Source organism: Acinetobacter lwoffii (assembly GCF_022809915.1).
Lineage (GTDB): Bacteria > Pseudomonadota > Gammaproteobacteria > Pseudomonadales > Moraxellaceae > Acinetobacter > Acinetobacter lwoffii_M.
This window is the reverse complement of the sequence record NZ_JALGQY010000013.1, coordinates 61,599-80,362: the sequence shown is the minus strand read 5'-3', so window position 1 is coordinate 80,362 and position 18,764 is coordinate 61,599. Positions and strand designations below refer to the sequence as shown.

The 18,764-nt window shown below is 44.6% G+C and carries 16 protein-coding genes and 2 tRNA genes; 9 read left to right on the top strand and 9 right to left on the bottom strand.

What is annotated here, in order from left to right:
* The 4 genes from MTX11_RS08830 to tenA form a co-directional block, all read right to left on the bottom strand.
* Positions 1-230: transposase (locus tag MTX11_RS08830; protein ID WP_243474662.1), on the bottom strand; the 230-nt coding region annotated here is incomplete at its 3' end.
* Between the two features lie 218 nt (positions 231-448).
* On the bottom strand, positions 449-3,280 hold the full coding sequence (uvrA, locus tag MTX11_RS08825) for an excinuclease ABC subunit UvrA (RefSeq protein ID WP_243474907.1): 2,832 nt from the start codon (positions 3,278-3,280) through the stop codon (positions 449-451).
* A 181-nt stretch (positions 3,281-3,461) separates the two neighbouring features.
* Positions 3,462-3,830 (bottom strand): hypothetical protein, encoded by a 369-nt coding sequence (locus MTX11_RS08820; protein WP_004729209.1) that lies wholly within the window; start codon positions 3,828-3,830, stop codon positions 3,462-3,464.
* Positions 3,831-4,052: 222 nt separating this feature from the next.
* On the bottom strand, positions 4,053-4,724 hold the full coding sequence (gene tenA / locus MTX11_RS08815) for a thiaminase II (protein ID WP_180180825.1): 672 nt from the start codon (positions 4,722-4,724) through the stop codon (positions 4,053-4,055).
* Between the two features lie 222 nt (positions 4,725-4,946).
* Here tenA and MTX11_RS08810 point away from each other — a divergent pair, with 222 nt between their 5' ends.
* The 6 genes from MTX11_RS08810 to MTX11_RS08785 all read left to right on the top strand — a co-directional run bounded on the left by MTX11_RS08810 (position 4,947) and on the right by MTX11_RS08785 (position 11,852).
* Positions 4,947-6,035 (top strand): DUF475 domain-containing protein, encoded by a 1,089-nt coding sequence (locus MTX11_RS08810; protein ID WP_004647275.1) that lies wholly within the window; start codon positions 4,947-4,949, stop codon positions 6,033-6,035.
* A gap of 153 nt (positions 6,036-6,188) precedes the next feature.
* Entirely contained in the window at positions 6,189-7,553 is a 1,365-nt protein-coding gene (locus MTX11_RS08805) for an MFS transporter (protein ID WP_243474906.1), read from the top strand.
* A 51-nt stretch (positions 7,554-7,604) separates the two neighbouring features.
* A complete protein-coding gene (gene ssb, locus MTX11_RS08800) occupies positions 7,605-8,192 on the top strand; it encodes a single-stranded DNA-binding protein (RefSeq protein ID WP_004281391.1) in 588 nt (195 codons plus the stop codon).
* A gap of 315 nt (positions 8,193-8,507) precedes the next feature.
* Positions 8,508-9,071, top strand: coding sequence for an alkyl hydroperoxide reductase subunit C (ahpC, locus tag MTX11_RS08795; protein ID WP_243474905.1), 564 nt, complete (start codon positions 8,508-8,510; stop codon positions 9,069-9,071).
* A 621-nt stretch (positions 9,072-9,692) separates the two neighbouring features.
* Positions 9,693-11,000, top strand: coding sequence for an FAD-dependent oxidoreductase (locus MTX11_RS08790; protein WP_005250386.1), 1,308 nt, complete (start codon positions 9,693-9,695; stop codon positions 10,998-11,000).
* 3 nt (positions 11,001-11,003) lie between these two features.
* Positions 11,004-11,852, top strand: a complete 849-nt coding sequence (locus MTX11_RS08785; protein ID WP_243474904.1) for an SAM-dependent methyltransferase — start codon at positions 11,004-11,006, stop codon at positions 11,850-11,852.
* A gap of 76 nt (positions 11,853-11,928) precedes the next feature.
* Here the strand turns inward: MTX11_RS08785 and MTX11_RS08780 are convergent.
* From MTX11_RS08780 to MTX11_RS08770, 3 genes are all read right to left on the bottom strand, one after another.
* Positions 11,929-12,004: transfer RNA gene (locus MTX11_RS08780), tRNA-Thr, on the bottom strand.
* A 204-nt stretch (positions 12,005-12,208) separates the two neighbouring features.
* Positions 12,209-12,436 carry a hypothetical protein gene (locus MTX11_RS08775; RefSeq protein WP_004647282.1) on the bottom strand — a complete coding sequence of 76 codons (228 nt, stop codon included), beginning with the start codon at positions 12,434-12,436 and terminating at the stop codon, positions 12,209-12,211.
* A 457-nt stretch (positions 12,437-12,893) separates the two neighbouring features.
* Positions 12,894-12,984: transfer RNA gene (locus MTX11_RS08770), tRNA-Ser, on the bottom strand.
* A gap of 122 nt (positions 12,985-13,106) precedes the next feature.
* Here MTX11_RS08770 and MTX11_RS08765 point away from each other — a divergent pair.
* Positions 13,107-14,987, top strand: a complete 1,881-nt coding sequence (locus tag MTX11_RS08765) for a potassium transporter Kup (RefSeq protein ID WP_243474903.1) — start codon at positions 13,107-13,109, stop codon at positions 14,985-14,987.
* A gap of 81 nt (positions 14,988-15,068) precedes the next feature.
* Here MTX11_RS08765 and MTX11_RS08760 read toward each other — a convergent pair whose 3' ends face one another.
* A complete protein-coding gene (locus MTX11_RS08760) occupies positions 15,069-15,719 on the bottom strand; it encodes a hypothetical protein (protein WP_243474902.1) in 651 nt (216 codons plus the stop codon).
* 264 nt (positions 15,720-15,983) lie between these two features.
* Between MTX11_RS08760 and MTX11_RS08755 the strand changes: the two genes are divergently transcribed.
* The gene (locus tag MTX11_RS08755) at positions 15,984-17,066 is read left to right on the top strand and encodes a DNA/RNA non-specific endonuclease (protein WP_243474901.1); all 1,083 of its coding nucleotides are present in this window, start codon (positions 15,984-15,986) and stop codon (positions 17,064-17,066) included.
* 79 nt (positions 17,067-17,145) lie between these two features.
* On the top strand, positions 17,146-17,391 hold the full coding sequence (locus MTX11_RS08750; RefSeq protein WP_243474900.1) for a hypothetical protein: 246 nt from the start codon (positions 17,146-17,148) through the stop codon (positions 17,389-17,391).
* A 276-nt stretch (positions 17,392-17,667) separates the two neighbouring features.
* Here the strand turns inward: MTX11_RS08750 and MTX11_RS08745 are convergent, their stop codons facing one another.
* Positions 17,668-18,678 carry an AraC family transcriptional regulator gene (locus MTX11_RS08745; protein ID WP_243474899.1) on the bottom strand — a complete coding sequence of 337 codons (1,011 nt, stop codon included), beginning with the start codon at positions 18,676-18,678 and terminating at the stop codon, positions 17,668-17,670.
* Between the last annotated feature and the right edge of the window lie 86 nt (positions 18,679-18,764).

The window sequence follows — 18,764 nt, the reverse complement described above, 5'->3', positions numbered from 1 at the left end:
TTGAATAATCTAAGTAACTTACCGCTGCTTGACCAACGATTAAAACGTTTGAAAATAGAGTTTGAATGACCAAAACAACAAGGAATATCTCGCCACGGACAGCCTGTTCTAATTCTATAGAGAATAGCTTCAATAAAATTGCGTAAATTTGAGTTGTGGTGAATGGATAAATTACGCAGAATAACTTTCAACTTTTGCCAGTGTTGATCTGTCAGCATGGTACGAGGCATAGCGAATAGTAAAATTGTGTTTGGCGATTTGATTTTACTACTTCGCTATTTTTTTAAGCTAAAAGTGTCAAAACACCCTAATTGATTCTTTCTGAAAAGCGCATTTTGTTCCCCCAACAAATTTAAGAATAGATTTATTTTTTTAATCCACCCTAACCCTCCTTTGCGAAAGGAGGGAATTTCTCCTCTTTATCAAAGAGGAGGCTAGGAGGAGATTTTTATTTCAACAACGGCTTCAAGAATTTACCCGTATGTGAAGCTTTGACTTTCACGACCTGTTCAGGCGTACCTTCCGCAACAATCATACCACCACCCGAACCACCTTCAGGGCCTAAGTCCACCACCCAGTCGGCAGTTTTAATTACGTCCAGATTATGTTCAATCACCACGATGGTATTACCCTTGTCACGGAGCTGATGCAGGATATCCAGCAGTTTGGCAATATCATGAAAATGCAGACCTGTGGTCGGTTCATCTAGAATATACAGGGTTTGACCGGTATCGCGTTTGGCCAGTTCACGCGCCAGTTTAACACGCTGTGCTTCACCACCAGAAAGAGTGGTCGCAGACTGACCCAGACGAATATAACCCAAACCCACCTGATGCAATGTTTCTAGACGGCGGTGAATCACCGGAATGGCATCAAAGAAATGCATCGCATCTTCAACAGTCATCTGCAAGACATCGGAAATATTCTTGCCCTTATAGTTCACTTCCAGCGTTTCACGGTTATAGCGTTTGCCATGACAGGCATCACATGGCACATACATATCCGGTAGGAAGTGCATCGCTACCTTGATCATGCCGTCACCTTCACAGGCTTCACAGCGGCCACCTTTCACGTTAAACGAGAAACGACCGGCAGCATAACCGCGTGCCTTGGCTTCTTGCGTCTGTGAAAACAGTTCACGAATCGGGGTAAATAGGCCGGTATAAGTCGCCGGATTGGAACGTGGGGTACGGCCGATCGGACTCTGGTCAATATCCACGACTTTGTCGAGGAACTGCAAACCATCAATCGATTCAAACTTTTCCGAAGTTAAAGTGGTGGCACCATTCAGCTGGGTTGCCGCCAAAGGTAACAAGGTCCGGTTAATCAAGGTCGATTTACCCGAACCAGATACCCCGGTGACACAGGTCATAATGCCCAACGGAATGGTCAGATCGACTTTTTTCAGGTTATGCCCGGATGCCCCCATCAGCTTGATCTGTTCCTCAGGCTTAGGCGGTTGAATCCGTTTTTTCGGGACTTCAATTTTTAACTTGCCAGATAAATATTTTCCGGTCAGCGAGTCAGGATTGGCCAGAATTTCATCATAAGTCCCTTCGGCAATCACATGCCCGCCATGTACACCTGCACCCGGGCCAATATCAATAATATGGTCTGCGGCACGAATCGCATCTTCATCATGCTCGACCACCAATACGGTATTGCCCAGATCACGCAGACGGATCAGGGTTTGCAGCAAACGGTCGTTATCACGTTGATGCAAACCAATTGATGGTTCATCCAGCACATACATGACGCCCATCAAACCGGCACCGATCTGCGAGGCCAGACGAATTCGCTGCGCTTCACCACCAGACAGAGTTTCAGCTGAACGTGACAGGCTGAGATAGTTCAGGCCGACCGAAACCAGAAAATGCAGACGTTCACGGATTTCCTTGAAAATCTTGTCAGCGATTTCACCACGTGCACCTTCCAGATGAATACCTTGATAATAGCTTTCAGCATCGCCAATCGACATACGGGTAATGTCAGCAATGGTCTTGTCCAGAATTTTCACGTTACGCGAAATTTCATTCAGACGTGAACCATCACAGGCATCACAGGCAGCATTGGATAAATACTGCGCCAGATCATCACGCACATAATTACTTTCAGTTTCACGATAACGGCGTTCCAGATGCGGCAAAATTCCTTCAAAAGGAATGACCCGATTATGACGTCGGCCACGTTCATCGATATAACTTAGATCAATTTTTTCTTTGCCAGTGCCGTACAGAAATTTTTTCTTGGTGTCGGCATCCAGTTCATTCCATGGAGTTTCCAGAGAAAAACCAAAATGCTCGGCGACTTTCTGGATCATGCTGTAATAGTAAGGACGCTGACGGTCCCAGCCACGAATCGCGCCTTGGCTAACGCTGACTTCAGGATTGGGAATCAGTTTGTCGGCACTGAAATGGCTGCGGGTCCCCAGACCGTCACAGACCGGACAGGCACCAAAGGGATTGTTGAATGAAAACAGGCGTGGTTCCAGTTCAGCCACAGCACGGTCACATTGCGGGCAGGAATGCTTGGCAGAAAACACGCGATCGTTATGCTCGCCCTTCATCCAGGATAAAATCGCGATATCACCGCCGAGACGTAACGCGGTTTCAAAACTTTCGGCAATACGGTTGCCTAGATCATCACGAACCTTAAAGCGGTCGACCACCACTTCAATGGTATGTTTTTTCTTTTTATCCAGCTCAGGTGGCGGATCAATTTCCATGATCTCGCCATCCACACGGGCGCGGACAAAACCCTGACTTTGCAGCTGTTCAAACAGCGCTGTATATTCACCTTTACGTTCACGCACCACCGGTGCTAACAATAACAGCGCAGTGCCTTCTTCCAGTGTTTTGACTGCATCGACCATTTCAGTGACCGTTTGTGCCACCATTGGCAAGTCATGTTCAGGACAGAACGGTGTACCGACACGCGCATACAGCAGACGTAAATAGTCATAAATTTCAGTAATAGTACCTACAGTCGAACGCGGGTTGTGGCTGGTCGATTTCTGTTCGATCGCAATCGCTGGACTTAGGCCCTCAATCGAATCGACTTCCGGTTTTTCCATCTGGGAGAGGAACTGGCGGGCATAGGCAGACAGCGATTCCACATAACGGCGCTGACCTTCGGCATATAAGGTATCAAAGGCAAGCGAGGACTTACCTGAACCAGACAGTCCCGTAATCACCACAAACTTGTCGCGTGGTATATCAAGGTTCACATTTTTCAGGTTATGGGTACGTGCGCCTCGAATACGGATGTGGCTTTGGCTCATGCAAGGATCCTAGAATATTCATCAAAAACCCTTATATGATACCGGATGAAAAATGTTCAAGTGCAAATAAAAGTATTTTAAACGTCAAGTTATGTCGGTGATTGGTCAATTCATCACAACATTAACAAACGCAGTAGTCGATTGCCTAAATATTCACAATGATCATGTACAAGGCCAATACCTAATAAGCCATTGCATAGTGGCGTTCAAAGATAGACTCGATCTCTTCAAAGCAGCGTTCACGTGACACATCATGATGCAGACGTGCATAAAAATTGACTTCATTTTCCAGAATGTGCAGGAAATCCTCATAGTCTTTTTGGAAAAAATCCAGGTCGAGCAAATCGTTACGTCGCGCCTGATGACAGCGATACTTTTCAATAAATTTCAGCAGATGTTTCTGGATATGCGTGTTGGTATGGTAAATCAGATAAGTCGCTGCCGAGCTACAATCTGGACAGCCTTGTTCCAAATAGATTTCTTCATTATTGAGCCAGCAACATTGCAGGGTAAAAAATGCCCGAATCGCTTCGGTGCCTAAAGTGTGCATATCATCTGCCTCTTTCCGGGATTGATTTTATTAATTGATAATTATTCTCAATTATTGTTCGGCAATTTGGGGCTTATAGCTAGGTCTAGCGTACCGGCCAGTTCTATCCTTGTTTTTTTCAGACTAAGCCGTTTTTATGATCGGTTTATGACAGTAGAAATTTTTTGATCAGCTATAACCGAAAAGCCCTGTCTTAAACAGGGCTTTTTTTATTCGTCCGTCTTATTCATCCAGACCAGGCCACTGGCGTTGCTCAAAGGCACTGTCCCAGAACAACCATTCCAGACGGGCCGCATGCGTATAAGCTGCATGCATTTTTTCTAGTGTATCGGCATCAACACGCGCCGCAACACGGTCAACGGTCGCAATCACATTCCGCACCGCAGTGTGGAATTCCTCTCCTGAATAGGTATCCACCCAGGCTTGATACGGATTATTCGGCGCAGAGTTGTCGACAATATCTTTACCAACTTCGGCATAAATCCAGAAACAAGGCAGCAACGAGGCTAGCACCACCGGGTAGCTTTCTGACCAGGCGGTCGAAGTCAGATAAGAAGTATAGTGATGACATGCCAGCGTCAACGGTGTCTGCTCAAATTGCTCTTTGCTAATGCCAAAATCTTGCATAAAGCCATCATGCAGGCTACGTTCCACCACAATCGCAATTTTGGCTGCCTCGGCAAACTGGATTACATCGTCCGCTTCAAAAGCTTTAGCGGCACACACGGCCAGTGCACGGCCATAGGCCAGTAAATAATGCGCATCCTGAATCACATAATGACTAAAGGCTTCACGGCTTAAAGTACCTTGTGCCAGTTGCTGATTAAAGGGCAGGGCCAGGGTCTTCTGATAAAGTGTGAGATTACGTTGCCATACCTCTTGTGAAAAACTCATGCTGAAAATCCTTCGCAGTTCAAGTTAAACCATGCGGCACTATAGCAAAGATCGGGCTGTTTAAAAGATCGGCAAATTTTAAAAACAGAAAATAAGATAAAACGGCTCAGGAAGTGCTTTGGTTTATGCGCTAAAAGTTTCATAATTAGCTTAACTTTTCCTATTCGTATAGCTGCTCTCTCGCAGCCATACATTTATTTAATTTATCCAAGGTCGTTGTGTATGTTGAAACATTTTGGTTTCTCGATTGCATTTTCGATCGTGTGTCTTGGTTTGTCTGCGTATTGGGGTTATACCCATGGTCCTGACGCAGGCCTGCAAACCATGCTCACAGCGCTAACCATCACCGCTATTCTGGCGATTATGGAAGTGTCGTTGTCTTTTGATAACGCGGTTGTCAATGCCTCAGTCCTACGGGGTTGGGATCATTTCTGGAAAATGCTGTTCCTGACAGTCGGTATTCTGATTGCAGTCTTCGGGATGCGTTTGATCTTCCCGGTGGTCATTGTTGCAGTGACTGCAGACCTGGGCTTTATGGAAGTAGTACGTCTGGCCCTGAATGATCCGAAAGAATATTCAGCACGTTTAATGGCACATCATCCTGAAATTGCTGCTTTTGGTGGTGCTTTCCTGTTGATGGTATTCCTGAACTTCTTCCTGGATGAAGAAAAAGATACGCACTGGTTCAGACGGGTGGAACGCCGTTTGTCTAATTTGGCCAATGTGCCGGCAATGTCGGTGTTTATTGCACTGGTGGCCTTGTTAATCATGGCAGCCAATGTCGATGAAGCCAAACGTCTGGCAGTGACTATGGCCGGAATCTGGGGCATTGTGATTTATATCGGGGTGCAGGTTCTGAGCCATATGCTCGGTGGTGAACCGGAAGTCGATGAAGAAGGCAATGCCATTCGTCATGATGAAAATGGCGTACCGACGGGTGTAGTGAAAGCCGGTATTGGTGGTTTCCTCTATCTAGAAGTCCTGGATGCCTCTTTCAGTTTTGATGGCGTGATCGGTGCCTTTGCGATTACCTCAGACGTGGTCATCATCATGCTGGGTCTGGCAATTGGTGCGATCTTTGTCCGTTCAATGACGATTTATCTGGTTGAGCAGGGCACATTGGATGCCTATATCTACCTGGAACATGGTGCGCATTATGCCATCGGTGCACTGGCTTTCATTATGATTGCCAGCGGAACCGGTCTGCATGTACCAGAAGTGGTGACCGGTCTGATCGGTGTGGCTTTTATTGTCTGGGCAGTATTCGCCTCGATTCAGTACAAGAAACGTCAGGCAGCTTTAGACAAATAAAGCACTGTCCCTGAATGAAAGCGTAGCTCCGGCTGCGCTTTTTTTGTTTTTAGATTGGCATCATCTTTATTTCAAGTAAAATTCATGTCTTATTAATGAGCTGAATGTCCTATAATCTGGGCTCCAGATTAATTAACCCAATCGCCATAATTTATGATGAATGCTTTAGAACGTCGTTCAACCTTTGCCCTGAGCAGTATTTTTGCACTGCGCATGCTGGGGTTGTTTATGATTATCCCGGTGTTTTCTGTGGCAGGGCAGGCATATCAATATGCGACGCCTGCACTGATCGGTTTGGCGGTCGGGGTCTATGGTCTGACCCAGGCCCTGTTACAGATTCCATTCAGCCTGATTGCGGACCGTTATAGCCGTAAGCCACTGGTGGTTTTGGGGCTGCTCTTATTTGCGCTGGGCGGTGCGATTGCGGCCATGTCGGACACCATTTATGGCGTGATTATCGGCCGAGCGATCGCCGGTGGTGGTGCAGTATCTGCTGTGGTGATGGCGTTGCTGGCAGATGTCACACGTGAAGAAAACCGCATGAAAGCCATGGCGATGATGGGCATGAGTATCGGCCTGTCTTTTGTGGTGGCCTTTAGTCTGGGGCCCTGGCTGACGGGTCTGGTGGGTATCTCTGGGTTGTTCTGGGTCACTACGGTGATGGGCCTGGCGGCGATTGCCATGCTGTTGATGGTGCCTAAGGTCATGCGGCATCATCAAAACTTTCAGCAAGGTTATCTGGCACAGTTGAAACAGGTAATCAAAATCGGAGATCTGAATCGTCTGCATGTGTCGGTTTTTACCCTGCATTTATTGCTCACCGCGATGTTTATCTATGTACCTTCGCAGCTGATCGAATTTGCTGATCTGCCACTGTCCAGTCATGGCTGGGTATATTTGCCGCTGTTGGTGCTGAGCCTGTTTTTTGCTTTTCCAAGTATTATCCTGGCAGAAAAATACCACAAAATGCGCGCGATTTTTCTGGTGGCCATTACTGGCATTATTCTGGGCCTAATGGTGATGGCATTTGGTTTTGAATCCAAATATGTCTTGCTGATTGGTCTAGGGCTGTTCTTTATTGCTTTTAATGTGATGGAAGCCTTGTTGCCGTCCTGGTTGTCGAAAGCGGCACCGATCCAGTCCAAAGCCACCGCAATGGGCGTAAATGCCAGCAGCCAGTTTTTAGGGGCGTTCTTTGGCGGTATGATTGGCGGACAATTATTACTGCTGAACAATACCTCGATGGGCTGGAGTATCCTGACAGGGATTGCGATAATCTGGCTGCTGATGAGTTTTGGCCTGGCACAGCCACGCTATCTGTCATCGCTGGTACTGCGATTGCCGGAAAGCAGACAAACTGACGAATGGACTTCTCAGCTTTTGGCGATTCGTGGTATTGAAGAGGTCGTGGTGATGTCTGAACAGCAAGTTGCCTATGTAAAAGTCGATAAACAGCAGATTGATGATGCTTCGCGACAACAATTAGCGCACTTGTTGGGTAAAGAGGTAGCCATTTAAGCATAACTCTTATAAAGTAAAATACAGAAATATATAGGAAGTAAACGGCAAATGCGTGGTGTAAATAAAGTTATTTTAGTGGGTACTTTGGGTAAAGATCCGGAAACCAAAACTTTTGCAAATGGTGGCTCTCTCACTCAATTCTCGATCGCAACCAGCGATTCGTGGACAGATAAAAGTACCGGTGAACGTAAAGAACAAACGGAATGGCACCGTATCGTGTTGCATAACCGTTTAGGTGAAATTGCGCAGCAATATCTTCGTAAAGGCTCAAAAGTATATATTGAAGGTTCATTACGTACCCGTCAGTGGACTGACCAGAATGGTCAGGAACGCTATACGACGGAAATTCGTGGTGAACAAATGCAGATGCTAGACTCTAGCCGTCCTCAAAATGATCAGGGCGAGAGCAGCTTTAACCAGCCACGCTTTAATAACAATAATCAGGCGAACAACAACCAGGGCGGTTATGGCAATAACCCGCAATCAGGTTATGGTTCAGCACCACAGCAAGGCGGTTTTAACAACAACCAGGGCGGCGGTTATGGCAACAATAACCCGAGTGGTTTTGCGCCAAAATCTGCACCTGCTCCAACAGCAGCACCTGCAGCAGATCTAGATGATGACTTACCATTTTGAGATGTAGGTCAAAAAGGTAAATCATCATTAAAACCCACCTGAATACGGTGGGTTTTTTATGTCTTGAAGATTGGTATTAAGTTTGTATAAGCCCATGATTTATTAAAATATTAAGAAGTGTTAAAGCATGGCGTTATTTTGATCAGAACAGCTCTACATCGAGAAAATAAATAAGATGAACAATACTGATAGAAATTGATGATCTAAAAAAGCGATCATTTTTATAAAAACTTGCGGTTTTACCTATTTTGAAATTTTTCGTATTCTAGCTTCACAAGATAAGCAATCCCAGAAATAAGCTAGAGGAAATATCTCATGAGTTTAATCAATACTGAAATCAAACCATTCAATGCAACTGCTTACCACAATGGTCAGTTCATCGAAGTTTCTGAGCAAGACCTGAAAGGTAAATGGTCAGTGGTGTTTTTCTATCCTGCAGATTTTACCTTTGTTTGTCCAACTGAATTAGGCGATCTTGCTGATCAGTATGCTGAATTCCAGAAAATGGATGTAGAAATCTATGGCGTGTCTACCGATACTCATTTCACCCATAAAGCTTGGCATGATACCTCTGACGTGATTGGTAAAATCCAGTATCCATTGATTGGTGATCCAACCTGGACTTTGTCTAAAAACTTCGAAGTATTGATTGAAGTTGAAGGTCTGGCAGATCGTGGTACTTTCGTGATTGATCCAGAAGGTAAAATCCAGATCATTGAAATCAACGCGGGTGGTATTGGCCGTGATGCCCAAGAGCTTCTTCGTAAAGTGAAAGCTGCACAATATGTACATGCGCACCCAGGTGAAGTTTGTCCGGCAAAATGGAAAGAAGGTGAAGCAACACTTGCTCCATCAATCGACCTGGTGGGTAAAATCTAATTCAAACCTAGTTCTTTGAAGCAAAAAATCCAGCACAAGTTGCTGGATTTTTTATTTTTTTAGTTTAGAGATTTATGAATTCTAGACAAAAACATCATGCCATTTGATTTCTATTTGAGAACAAAATGAGAATTGAGGAATTGCACTCTATGCTTTTTAAGCGGCTTATGCGAGGCAATCAAGTAAGCGCAATACCCTGCTGCATGATTGACTAGGCCTGAAAACAAAGAAGCCTCTGCTTTCGCAGAGGCTTTTATTTTATAAGGCGCTGTAGTTTCTTGTCGTTTTAAACAATTTTCGCATAAACGCATCTGAATGGAACCGGATGAATTTACGGTTTTCTTATGCTGCGAATCATAGGTATTTAAAAAGTATTTGTCAACCAAGGATTATAAAAATGGTTAATTAAATTATTTGTTTTTAAAGCGAATTTTCAAGTTTTTAGATAAAAATATGAATAAAATCTTAGATTTGATGGAATTTTAACTAAGGCAGAAAAATGAATAAAAAGCAGGTGAAATTGAACAAAAAGGCCTTTACGAAAAACATATATTCTGGAAGATTTTAATAACCTGTTTGATTGGCGCATGGTACATAATTTCTGTAGTTTTTCAATGACGGATGATCAGTTTGGATATCGCAGTAATTGGTAGTGGCATGGCCGGACTGGCTACAGCCAGAATTCTCCAGGACGCAGGGCATCACATCACGATTTTTGAAGCACTTCCAGGTCGCGGCATGGACAGTCATAGCCTTGAATTTGAAGGGGGCCTGATTGACGCACCTTTACGTGTGATGAACCCCTATCTGTGGAAAAACACCCTGAGTCTGGCCACGCATCTGGGCATTAAAACTTATCCGGTGCGGACCTATATGGCCTGCAGCTGGTTATTTGAAGATAAAACTGAAACCTGGCTGACCACATCGCGTAGCCGAATTGGCAATATCCCGATCATCAATAACCGGAAAGGCCTGCAACAATATGGCTGGCGTCTGGTCAAAGGCCTGTTGCAGTTAAAAGTTGCATTGACCAAATTCTTTAAATCGAAAAATCAGGACATCAGCCTGGCAGAATTTATCAATCGTAACGAGATTGAAGAAGTGTTCTGGCACGGTGCGGTGATGCCGGTGCTATATACCATCTGTACCTGCAATCCGAAAACCATTGGTGAATGGCCAGCTAAACCGTTGTTAATTTTTCTGCGTCAATTAACCGATGGCGATGCGTTACTGCGTCTGCAAGGCGGTACACCAGCGTTGGTCGACAAGCTGATTGAAGGCATTCAGATTGAAGACGGTTCAGCAATTACACTGGTACAAGAGCAGGGCGATCAGGTCAAAGTTGAAAATGCGGCCGGTTATTCAAAACTGTTTGACCGGGTGATTGTCGCGACACCGACCACCAAAATTGAGGAGTTCCTGGATCCGGTACAATTCGCCAGTGAAATTGAATTATTGAAGAAATTCAAATTCGAACAAGGCGAACTGGTGATTCATACCGATGCCAGCGTAATGCCGCCAAAACGTAAAGACTGGGCCGTACTCAGCTATATGATGGACCGTAAATTTACCCGTCAGCAATTTACCGTGTGGCTTAACTCGATTGAACCTTCTCTGGTTGGCAAGTCGGCCGTGTTTCAGACCTGGCGTCCGGTAACCGACATTGATCCGAAGAAAGTGATCAAATCGGTAATGCTGACACGTGCAGTCGTCGATGCTAATACGGTGGCACTGAATAAGGAATTGCAGCAACGTCATCTGGATGCCAACCGTAAGGTCTTCTTCTGCGGTTCATGGTCATGTGACGGTTTGCCGATTCTGGAATCGGCAGTGACCTCAGCGATGAAGATTGCAGAAATCTTTGGTGCGCCTTTACCATTTCAGGGTTTAAAACCTGTGGTTGAGGTTGCTCCGCAACTGGGTTATTAATCCATGCAATGGCTTCAGGCACTGCGTCAGCATCTTCCCCAGCACAAGTATGCAATTGATGCCGCTGTGTTGGGCGATCACGCGCAATTGCCCTGGAGCAATTTAGGGTATTGGCAAGCCGGTCAGCAGGATTATGCGGCTGCCTGTCGTATGCTGGCCGATCACCTTGCGCAAACTGTAAATTTAAATTCAAAAGATAAACTGCTGGATTTGGGCTGCGGTCAGGGCGCCAGCTTGCTGCACTGGCAGCAACATTATCAGGTGCAATATCTGGCCGGGGTTGAGCTGCAGGCTGCCTGTGTGGCTAATATTCAGCAACATTTGCCAGAACTGAATGCCATTTATCAGGCGTCATTTTTGCGTTTAAAAGAATTGCTGTTTTCCCAGCGTTTTGATGTGGTGCTATGCCTAGATGCGGCTTATCACAGCCCTGTGCCTGTATTCTTGGAGCAGGTCCGCAGTGTTTTAAATTCAAATGCGCGGATTGGTTTTCATCATCTGGTTTTGTCCGAGCGTTGGGAAAATTTAAATGCATTACAACGGCGTAAATATCAGTTTTTATTGAAATCTGCCGATGTGAATTTAAAAGATTTAATGACAGTGGGTGCATTATATGCCTGTCTGGATCGTTTTGAATTTAAAAATATCCAGATTCAGGATCTGTCCGAGCCGGTATTTTCAGGCTTTGCGGATTATGTGCAAAAAACTTTGAATTCAAAAGCATCAGATGATCAGGCTCAAGGTTCAAAACTGGATCATTTTAAAATTCAGATGACAGCGAAACTAGGCCGAAAATTATATCAGGAAGGGATTGTGAGATATGTGCAAGTGACGGCACAATCGAAGCACTAGAAAGTGCAAGAAGACTCAGCTGAAAATACCAAAACCCAGAAACATCAAAGCCTCACTAAAAAGCGAGGCTAAGATATGGTGCCGGCACACGGATTCGAACTGTGGACCTACTGATTACAAGTCAGTTGCTCTACCAACTGAGCTATGCCGGCATGGTGGAGTGCATTTTACAGATTTTTTTTGGTCACGCAAGCCAAAAAATAACCGTTTAAACTGTTTCGGCAGGATTTGTTTATTTTGACCCGATGGATGAAAAGTTCTGTTTTGGGCTATGCGCAAAGAAATCGCCCATATGTGAAGATATGGGCGAGGGTGAAAGCACAGGATTGGTTCTGGATATGAGTCGGTTATAAGGTTTATCTGTTTTTCAAGATGCGATCTAATTCTTGTGCACATTCCTCTAAAGTAAAGGCCATATCAAACTGCATTTGAGGTTTGAGTTCTTGAGCGAGGCTTCTCCACTGTTCGATGAGTCTCAAGGCTTTTTGAATTTTATGTTTATTGATGTCCTTGGCAATGGTTGGGGTATAACCGCCACGTTTTGCATTTTTAATCTGTTTGGCATAGTTTGCGCTGTTATTCATGTTCGCTCTCCGAATAGCAGTGTATCTATTTTTAACTTCAAATTTGAATGGCCCGGTTCACTTGGTTATTTCTTTCTATCCTGTGGTTTTTATTCTCCTTTTAGTTGATTTATAAGCAACATAACATAGCTTTGATGACAATAAAATTAAGCTATTTCTGTGCCAGTTTTTTATTTGAACACATAAATAAAAACCTGAAATAAATGGCGTACAGAAACTGCACAATTCATCAGTTTTCTGGCTGATGAAAAATGAAGATTTTAAAAAATAGAATTGAGCGTAAGTGTTGTGTTGCAACAGATTTCTATGAAAGAGGATTGATATCAATTCAATGATTTGCATAAGACGATGGATAATAATATTTTAAGATCTAAGCAGATGATTTTTTTTGCTAATCAGATGATGGATAAAATTAAATATAAAAAACCCGAATCATGTGATTCGGGTTTTTAAATTCTGGCGGTGAGAGAGGGATTCGAACCCTCGAAACGCTATAAACGTTTACACACTTTCCAGGCGTGCTCCTTCAGCCACTCGGACACCTCACCATAGGCCGAGGATAATAGCGAAAAAAACCAGCTGTGCCAAGCTGAAACAATTGATTTGCAGAAAAACTTTTAATGCGGTGCTATGATTCGCAAAAATGCTTGTTAAAAAACGAAGACAATATATGCAAAGCACTGCACAAAAGGCAGCTCTCCCAGTGATTACACTGGCTGCGCTTGGGGTCGTTTTCGGAGATATTGGTACCAGTCCGCTCTATGCACTGCGCCAATGCTTCCTCACCGCACACCTTGCCATTAGCGAAGCTTCTGTACTCGGCATCCTGTCCCTGATTTTCTGGTGCATGATGCTTACCATCAGCTTTAAATACGTCATGGTGATCATGCGTGCCGATAACAACGGCGAAGGCGGGATCATGTCACTACTGGCATTAAACCTGCGTACCACACGAATCTCTGATCAAAAGAAAATATTCCTGATTGCTTTGGGCTTTGTCGGTGCATCACTATTTTTCGGTGATGGGATTATTACCCCGGCAATCTCCGTGCTCTCAGCCATTGAAGGCCTGAGTATTGCCACACCCATTTTCAATCAGTGGCTGGTGCCTTTATCGATCGGGATTCTGGCCGGGCTGTTTATGGTTCAGCGACATGGCACAGCCACGATGGGCAAGTTCTTTGGGCCTTTAACCATGCTCTGGTTTTTGTCGATTGGCGGTTTTGGTTTGTGGAGTATTATCCAGACCCCATTTGTACTCTGGATGGTGAATCCCTACTGGGCCTATCATTTTGTAGTTGACCAGCCTTATGTGGCTTTTCTGACCATGGGGGCGGTCATTCTGACCATGACTGGTGGTGAAGCGATTTATGCCGATATGGGGCATTTTGGCCGTCTGCCGATTCGTCTGGCCTGGTTCATTATTGTCTTGCCATGTTTATTGCTGAATTATGCCGGGCAAGGCGCCTTGTTACTGCGTAGTCCTGAAGCACTGGCGAATCCTTTCTATATGCTGCTGCCAGACTGGGCCTTGTTTCCGATGATTGGACTGGCGACTGCAGCGGCGGTGATTGCCTCACAGGCGGTCATTACTGGCGTATTTTCTATGGTCAATCAGGCCATTCAATTGCGTTATTTGCCGCGCCTGTCAGTCAAGCATACCTCTGCATTGGAGCGTGGTCAGATTTATCTGCCTTTCATTAACTGGATGCTGTTTATCTCGGTGCTGATCCTGATTTTACTGTTTGAAAATAGTGCCAATCTGGCCAGTGCTTATGGTGTTGCGGTGACCATGACCATGCTCTGCGGCACCATTCTGATCTCGATTCTGGCTTATGGATTCTGGCGTTGGCCGGTCTGGAAAGTAGCTTTATTTGCTGTGCCATTCCTGGCACTGGATTTAGTCTTTGTGGCTTCAACGTCCTTGAAAATTACTTCGGGTGGCTGGGTGCCAATTCTGATTGGTGCGGTACTATTTACGATTCTCATGACCTGGAAAGACGGGCGTGCGTTGGTGCTGAATCGTCTGGAACAGGATGCCTTGCCGATTGATCTGTTTATTAAAAGTATTTCGATGGGCGAAGGTACCAAATTTGTGCCAGGCGATGCCATTTTCCTGACAGGCACACCAAATATTGTTCCGCATGCCATGCTGCATAATATTAAGCACAATAAGGTCTTGCATGAACGCAATATCATGTTGACGGTGATTACCCGGGATATTCCTTTTGTTGACAGGCAGGACCGGATTGAACTGGAAAAACTGAGTGAGCATTTTTACCGGGTGTTTATCTATTATGGTTTTAAGGATCAGCCGAATATTCCGGAAGCTTTACAACAGGCCTATGAGCAATGGGATTTTGAATATGACCTGATGCAGATCAGTTTCTTTATTTCACGTGAACGGATTATGCATACTGTGGGTGAGGGCATGGCACCGTGGCGGGAAAAGCTGTTTATTTCTATGCAGCGCAATACCAGTCCGGTCAGTGATTTCTATCAAATTCCACCCAACCGTGTGGTCGAGCTGGGCACCCAGATTCAGATGTAAATAAAATAAAAAGCATAAAAAAAAACCAGAGGCACACTCTGGTTTTTTTATGAGAGAAACAATAAATAAATGAGTTTCAGATTATTGTTCGAGTTCTACCGCAGCCGGCACTTCAGGTGCAGCATTCAAAGGTTCTTCCATCAGTACTGGCTCTGCATCAGATTGAGCTGCAATTTCAGTTTGTTCATTGCTCACATCTGCTTCAGTCACAGCCGCTTGTTGCTGTGCTTCAGGCATCGGTTGTTCTGAAGCAATAGCTGCTTGCTGTTGCTCTTCAGACATTGTTGGTACAGCTGCTTGTTGTTCTTCCAGTGCTGGTTGTTGAGGCATCGTCATAGACGTACTGGCGTCTACTTCTGATTCAGTGGCTGGTTCAACCAGATTGGCCGGCACCTCTGCTTCATTCATACCTGGTTCTGTGACAGGTGGTTGAGGAGAAACAGTACCTGAATTTGGTGCCTGAGTCATTGCTGGATCATTGGGCATTGGTGCCTGTGTGTTTGGCATGGCTGGTTGCGGTGCTGCTGCACGCGGATCGACCAGACGAATCTGACCAGAGTTCACCAAGCTTTCTAAAGAGGCTTCCTGACCATTCACCTTGGTACTAATTTTAGCTTTAGACAAGCTTTCAAGTGTTTCACCTGGTTGAACCGGTGGCTCAGCAAATGCCGCTACGCTCATCACACTTGTGAATAATCCTAAACCTAATGCTTTAGAGAGTTTGGAATTCATGATTGACACCATTGCTAATAATTTTACGAATTGAGATAGGCCGTTAGCTTTACATACTCAATCCACTGGGCCAAACAAAGCTACGCAAACACCGAGAAACCTCATTTAAAAAGAAATAAAATTAGACAGTTTGTTACAACTAGCCGGGGTTTTAGATACTTATTGTTTATTTAGTAAACGAATGGTAGGGCCAAGATATACTTCACTTATACAGCTTGTTAAGCTCGGTCAAAATCTGTATTGATCTAAAAAGTACGTGTAAGAATGGCCAAGAAGCAGCGTAAATCCAAGAACTCTTTTTCTCAGTTTTTAAATGATAATAGTATTAAAGTCATTCTGGGCGTGGTGGCTTCGAGCAGCTTCGCCATCGCTTTTGGTCAGGAAAAAATCAGTCAGTGGGTGTCACTATCCTCTTCCAGTGATTCTGCCTGTCTGAACCAGTTTTATCGGGATGTGCCGCCATATCTGATAAAAGACAGCCTGAAAAAAGACAGCTATTCGCTGTGTTTTAATGGCTTTAATGTCGGTTATTCCGGGGTATCTAAAACGCCACTTTGGGTTGCAGAAGCCTTAACGCCAGCACGCTTAAGCCAGAAAATTCCCCGTGAAGATAATTTTCATGAAGAAGATCGGGTCAGTGCGAAGCATCGTGCCACATTGGTGGATTATCGTGGTTCAGGTTATGACCGCGGTCATATGGCGCCGAATGCGGATATGCCTAACAAGGCCGCGCAGTCTGACAGTTTTTCACTGGCCAATATGGTGCCGCAAGCGCCCAAGAATAATCAGCAAGTCTGGCGAGAGCTGGAAGAAGCCACCCGTGCCATTGTGACCAAGCAGAAACAGGATGTTTATGTGGTGACAGGGCCGGTCTTTGCCGGGAAGAAGCTGAAAACCATTGGCAATGGCGTGATCGTGCCAACCGCGGTCTATAAGGCGGTTTATATGCCGAAAACCGGTGCTATTGGTGCTTACTATGCACCGAATGACAATTCACTCAAAGTGCGTATTGTCAGTGTCTGCTATCTGGAAGAACAGCTTGGAATTAACCTGTTTCCGCAGCTTACCGAAGAGCAGAAGCGCAATACCTATAAGCTACCACTGACCGGAAATGCCGTAAAAGCCAACCAGAAAATTGAATACTCCAACTGGGATGCAGAAAGCCAGTGTGCCGAAGAGGTTTCTGAAGAAAACCTGCAGGCATTACAACGCGAGTTTAAGTCTTCCGGTTCAGGCAGTTCGACCTCCTCAGCGACTGGTGGCGCGATAGACAACGCGACACAAGATGCCATCGTAAAACAGCTGATTGATGCCTTGTTGCAATATATTTTGCAGCTGTTGAAATAAGCTTGCTGAAAAAACCAGGATTCGGGTAGCATCGACATCAGACGTTCATTGAAAAATAACAAAGACAGGTGAAGAGGATATGTTTAAAGCGTTTGAAAATGGCAGCGAATCCCATGCCATTCATGATCTGACTTTGGAAAATGATCTGGACTGCGTCAGCGTGTATGGTAACTTGCAAATCACCAAGGATCAGCAGGGACTGAAAGTGGCCAAAGCCTTGCAGGCTTTTTTGAATGATGTGGTGCAACAACTGGAAAATACACCGGATTTGCCAGAAAAAATTCAGCGTGATGATATGGATGAAATTGAAAATCCATTTTTATAAGCATTTTTAAGCGCGATGATCTGCATGCTCCATGTGAAACATGCAGAAAAATGGTATTTGGAAATCCTGGCTTTTTAGAGGGTTTTTATTAAAAAGCCTAATTTTCTGCTCCCACAATATCTCCAAACACTAGCAAGAACGTGCCGAGCAATTCGGGAAGATATTTATCCATATTCTAAGTCCTTATTTTTATATTTATTATTAGGTCATAGGGACAAGGGATTTAAATTATCAACGTTGCTTGAAGCCCGTATATTAAACCAACATGTTAGTGGTTTAAGCGGCTGACATATTCTGTTGGCGCCACTGCTGCGGCGTCAGTTGAGTCCATTGCTTAAAGGCGCGCTGAAAAGCACTCTGTTCAGAATAACCGAGTAACATGGCGGTTTCCTGCAAGCTCAAGTGCGGATCTTTCAGATATTGCATGGCCATCATGCAGCGGATTTCCTGCATACGTTGCTGATAGGTTTTGCCCTGTTTTTGCAAATGGCGTTGTAACTGACGCACGGAAAAATTCATCTGCTCGGCAATATGCTCGATTTGGAACAGGTTTTTTTGCAGGCCAATTAGAATCGCCTGTTGCAGCTGCTGATCTACCAGAGTGGAGTACGGGAATTTTTCTAATAATGCTTTGGCCTGTTGCATCAGCAGTTTTTGCAAGGTCTGGTCGCCCTGTTTCAGTGGTCTGGACAGTTCACTGACATGCATCAATACCTGATTTCTGGCTTGAGAAAAGCGGACTTTACATCCGAAATACTGCTCATAGAGTGCAATATTTTTAGGCATTGCATGCTGGAAATGCACTTCATATAATTGAACACCGTGCGGGTTCTGAACATTAGCTTTCACGAATTCCGTCATTAGCGCAATCGCGATTTCATCGGTCAATTGGGTATTCAGATGAAATGGAACTTCAACCCAGCCAATCGACAGATAATCGCCTTGCCATTGCAGTTGAAGTGGGCCGCCATCATAAATCAGACGATGATAATCATGATAGCGCATAAAGGCTTCACCCAAGGTCTCACTTGAGAGTGCCAGATAGCCAATAATACCGAGGTGTTTAGCTTCAACCAGCTGGGCGATTTCCAGGCCTAAAGCCGGTCGTTGCAGCTGTTGATCAAGTGTCGTTAATAGATCACGCCACAAGGCGAAATCAAAGCGTTCCAGATTTTGAATGGCCAATAATTTCTCAGGGACTTCAAGCTGTTTCAACTGATAATAGTCCAAAAGTAAATGTCCTAAACCACCGTATACTGAACCTACGTAGTTTTTTAGAACCAGCATTTTTAATTCTTTTATTTTGTCGTATTTTGTCAATCATATTGAATATTTTGGTCAATATCTAGTCTTTTATTTAGCCTATATTAAAA

What these genes read in the sequence shown, in the direction of transcription:
- uvrA (WP_243474907.1), bottom strand. Translation starts at nt 3,280, where the DNA reads ATGAGCCAAAGCCACATCCGTATTCGAGGCGCACGTACCCATAACCTG.
- MTX11_RS08820 (WP_004729209.1), bottom strand. Translation starts at nt 3,830, where the DNA reads ATGCACACTTTAGGCACCGAAGCGATTCGGGCATTTTTTACCCTGCAA.
- tenA (WP_180180825.1), bottom strand. Translation starts at nt 4,724, where the DNA reads ATGAGTTTTTCACAAGAGGTATGGCAACGTAATCTCACACTTTATCAG.
- MTX11_RS08810 (WP_004647275.1), top strand. Translation starts at nt 4,947, where the DNA reads ATGTTGAAACATTTTGGTTTCTCGATTGCATTTTCGATCGTGTGTCTT.
- MTX11_RS08805 (WP_243474906.1), top strand. Translation starts at nt 6,189, where the DNA reads ATGATGAATGCTTTAGAACGTCGTTCAACCTTTGCCCTGAGCAGTATT.
- ssb (WP_004281391.1), top strand. Translation starts at nt 7,605, where the DNA reads ATGCGTGGTGTAAATAAAGTTATTTTAGTGGGTACTTTGGGTAAAGAT.
- ahpC (WP_243474905.1), top strand. Translation starts at nt 8,508, where the DNA reads ATGAGTTTAATCAATACTGAAATCAAACCATTCAATGCAACTGCTTAC.
- MTX11_RS08790 (WP_005250386.1), top strand. Translation starts at nt 9,693, where the DNA reads ATGATCAGTTTGGATATCGCAGTAATTGGTAGTGGCATGGCCGGACTG.
- MTX11_RS08785 (WP_243474904.1), top strand. Translation starts at nt 11,004, where the DNA reads ATGCAATGGCTTCAGGCACTGCGTCAGCATCTTCCCCAGCACAAGTAT.
- MTX11_RS08775 (WP_004647282.1), bottom strand. Translation starts at nt 12,436, where the DNA reads ATGAATAACAGCGCAAACTATGCCAAACAGATTAAAAATGCAAAACGT.
- MTX11_RS08765 (WP_243474903.1), top strand. Translation starts at nt 13,107, where the DNA reads ATGCAAAGCACTGCACAAAAGGCAGCTCTCCCAGTGATTACACTGGCT.
- MTX11_RS08760 (WP_243474902.1), bottom strand. Translation starts at nt 15,719, where the DNA reads ATGAATTCCAAACTCTCTAAAGCATTAGGTTTAGGATTATTCACAAGT.
- MTX11_RS08755 (WP_243474901.1), top strand. Translation starts at nt 15,984, where the DNA reads ATGGCCAAGAAGCAGCGTAAATCCAAGAACTCTTTTTCTCAGTTTTTA.
- MTX11_RS08750 (WP_243474900.1), top strand. Translation starts at nt 17,146, where the DNA reads ATGTTTAAAGCGTTTGAAAATGGCAGCGAATCCCATGCCATTCATGAT.
- MTX11_RS08745 (WP_243474899.1), bottom strand. Translation starts at nt 18,678, where the DNA reads ATGCTGGTTCTAAAAAACTACGTAGGTTCAGTATACGGTGGTTTAGGA.